The sequence below is a fragment of the Barnesiella sp. CU968 genome (assembly GCF_905219685.1).
Taxonomy (GTDB): Bacteria; Bacteroidota; Bacteroidia; order Bacteroidales; family Muribaculaceae; genus Lepagella; species Lepagella muris_A.
Genome location: NZ_CAJMXD010000373.1, coordinates 1 through 2861, shown reverse-complemented (window position 1 = coordinate 2861; position 2861 = coordinate 1). Strand labels below are relative to the sequence as shown.

The 2861-nt window shown below is 50.0% G+C and carries 3 protein-coding genes and 1 pseudogene; all 4 read right to left on the bottom strand.

Annotation, left to right across the window (positions count from 1 at the left end):
- Positions 1 to 556: pseudogene (locus JX312_RS11670) on the bottom strand (hypothetical protein); the annotation flags it as partial.
- Positions 557 to 787: 231 nt separating this feature from the next.
- The gene (locus tag JX312_RS11665) at positions 788 to 1327 is read right to left on the bottom strand and encodes an HD domain-containing protein (RefSeq protein ID WP_123407004.1); all 540 of its coding nucleotides are present in this window, start codon (positions 1325 to 1327) and stop codon (positions 788 to 790) included.
- 6 nt (positions 1328 to 1333) lie between these two features.
- Positions 1334 to 2365 (bottom strand): branched-chain amino acid aminotransferase, encoded by a 1032-nt coding sequence (locus JX312_RS11660; RefSeq protein ID WP_123407005.1) that lies wholly within the window; start codon positions 2363 to 2365, stop codon positions 1334 to 1336.
- Positions 2366 to 2411: 46 nt separating this feature from the next.
- Positions 2412 to 2741, bottom strand: a complete 330-nt coding sequence (locus JX312_RS11655; protein WP_123407007.1) for a DUF6383 domain-containing protein — start codon at positions 2739 to 2741, stop codon at positions 2412 to 2414.
- Positions 2742 to 2861 lie beyond the last annotated feature (120 nt).

Below are 2861 nucleotides of genomic sequence, written 5' to 3'. Positions count from 1 at the left end.
CGTCACCACCCTGTTGGAAAACAGGATTTCCCTGCAGTTCTCCGATAGAGTCTACAACGCCTGCTGCATAGACGGTGGAGCTGTCCATTTCCATGCGTATTTCAGCCGAATTTAGTTTAAATTCGCCGTAATCCACGTTGCCGTCGCCATAAAGGTAGGCATTCTGCTGTCCCATCAGCACGAGAGAATCCTTTGCCGAGAAATTCAGAGCGTTGTCAAGATCCACCTTTTCCCTGATTATGCGGGAGAATCCTTTTCGCTCTCCGAGCGAATCTCCCGGTACGGAGTCTGCGCCCTGTAGCGGGGATATGGAGTCCTGTAAGTTGATAGGCTTTAAGGTTGTGGAATCAGGATCTGAAAGTATTGAGTCACGGAGGACAATACTTCCGTCTTTAAGTATCCCGTTACTGTCGGGCATGAGTATCCTATCCGGCAGCTTTGTCAAAGTGTCGGATGCCGATGTTTTAAGTGGCGCTCTGCGCGGAGTTGTGTTCTTTTGCGCCCAGACGAAACTTAAAGCAAGGATAATTGCAATATATAGTGTAAGTTGTCTCAAAGTTGTTGTTGGCAGTCCTGACGATGCAACAATGGAAACGAAGGTCGCCACATTGCGGTTCGGACGAAATTAGCGCTGCAAAGATAGCCAAATTTGAAGAGACAGCCAAATATCACACCACAAACCGTGTGTTAAATCTTTCACAGATGCTTTGTAAGTCTGTATATCCGCTATTAATACAGATGGTTGTGTAGTTGCTATAAGTGGTTGGAGTTATTGACGTGACGTAAGTTATCCGAAGAGTGAATGGAGGGTGAGGAAACGGGCGAGGGTGTCGGCACCGTGGCGTTCCATGGAGCGGAGCACTCGGTCGAAGCTTTTCTCTGTGCGTATGTCTCCGGATTTGGAGTAGAATTTATCAGCGTAACATATTAATTTTTCCTCAAGCGTCTGAGGGGTCATGTCGCGGTGTGGAAGCGGGAGGTTCTGGCGGATTATGTCTTCGACGGTAAGTCCGGATCCTGTATGCCGTTCACACACGAGTGCATGTCGTGGCAGGTGTTCCGCCTCAAGTATCTTGCGTCCTTCTATCCCGTGGCAGATGTATGGCAGGTCTCCGGTGCAAAATATATCCGGTGCATCGCATCGGAAGATGCCGATGTCATGAAGCATTGCCGCAGAGGCAACGAAGTCTCTGTTAACTTCGATGCCCCTGCGGTCTATGCATTCCAAAGCCTTGTCCCTTACTTTGACGCTGTGGATCACGAGCGTTTCGTAAAGCGGTGTGCCGGGCTTGTAATATTTCTTGATAATGTCAAGAGGTTCTGTCATTGATGATCAGTCAAATTCGATGATTTCGCACCATCCGTGGGTATCTTCCTCTTCTCCGAGCTGGATTCCGCGTAGTTTGTTGTAGAGTGCGGTGGATTTTGGTCCCGGAGTGCCGTCGGGGCAGTAAGTGAACGTGCGGTCGTTGTCAAGGTCGTATATCTCGCCGATCGGGGAGATGACGGCGGCCGTGCCGCAGTTGCCGGTTTCTTCAAAAGTCTCCAGCTCTTCGTATGGAACATGACGGCGTTCCACAGTCATGCCGAGGTCTTCGGCAATCTGACGGATGCTCTTGTTTGTGATTGAAGGAAGAATTGACTCGCTGTCAGGTGTGATGTAGCTGTTGCCGCGTATTCCGAAGAAGTTGGCGGCTCCGCATTCATCAAGATATTTCTTCTCTTTCGGGTCGAGGTAAAGCATCACGGCATATCCGAGATCGTGTGCTTTCTCGCCGGCAACGAGCGATGCCGCATAATTGCCGCCGATCTTTATTGAACCGGTACCTTTGGGAGCAACGCGGTCATACTCGCGAGAGAGACACACCTTGCAGGGCTTGAAGCCGGTCTTGAAATAGGGACCGACCGGAGTCACGAGCATAGCTACCATATATTCATCGGCAGGTTTTACGCCTACACGGGCAGACATGCCGATCTGGAAGGGGCGAATGTAAAGAGACGCGCCTGTTCCGTAAGGGGGTATGAACCGTTCGTTGAGTCTGACAACTTTACGGACCATCTCGCAGAACAGTTCTTCGGGCATCGGTTCCATCTTGATGCCTTCGGCACTGCGTATGAAACGGCGTGCGTTCTCTTCCATGCGGAATACTCGCACCTTGCCGTCTTTGCCGCGGAAAGCCTTGAGACCTTCGAATGATTCCTGTCCGTAGTGGAGACAGGTTGCGGCGATGTGAACGGGTATGTATTCGGAGTCGCTGACTTCGATTTCTCCCCATTTGCCGTCTTTAAACGTGCATCTTACGTTGTAATCTGTGGGAACGTAGCCGAACGGCAGTTCTTCCCATTTGATGTCGGGTGTTTCCATGTGTATAACTGGTATAGGTTTTTCAAACAGTCGTTTGCGGTTTTTGTCAGACCGCCACTTTGCAGGTTAGGTCTCCGACCTTGACGATGTATACTCCATGCGTAGGCAACTGCAATCGTGACGTGCCCGGAGGCAACGTTTCGCTGCTTACCATGCGCCCCAGTATCGTGAAGACCTTTATCTGTACCTGATGGGTGTTTCTGACAAGTATGACTCCGGGCGCGGCTTTTATTTCAAGCTCTGCGTCTTTCATCACCGATTTGGCGGAGGGTTGTTCGGTCTTGACGGGTTCCCATCCCGACTGAGCCGCATATGCGGTCAATGCCCCGACCATGCAGACCGCGGCTGTAAGGATGTATTTGGTCAAAACTTTCATATCTCCTATTTGTCTGTAAAGTTACAAAATCTTTTTAGAAACTGTTTAAATTTAATTCGAAAAAAATGAGAATTGTTGCTGAAGGGTGCAATGGGTGTCGGAGTCTTTACAGGGTATGGG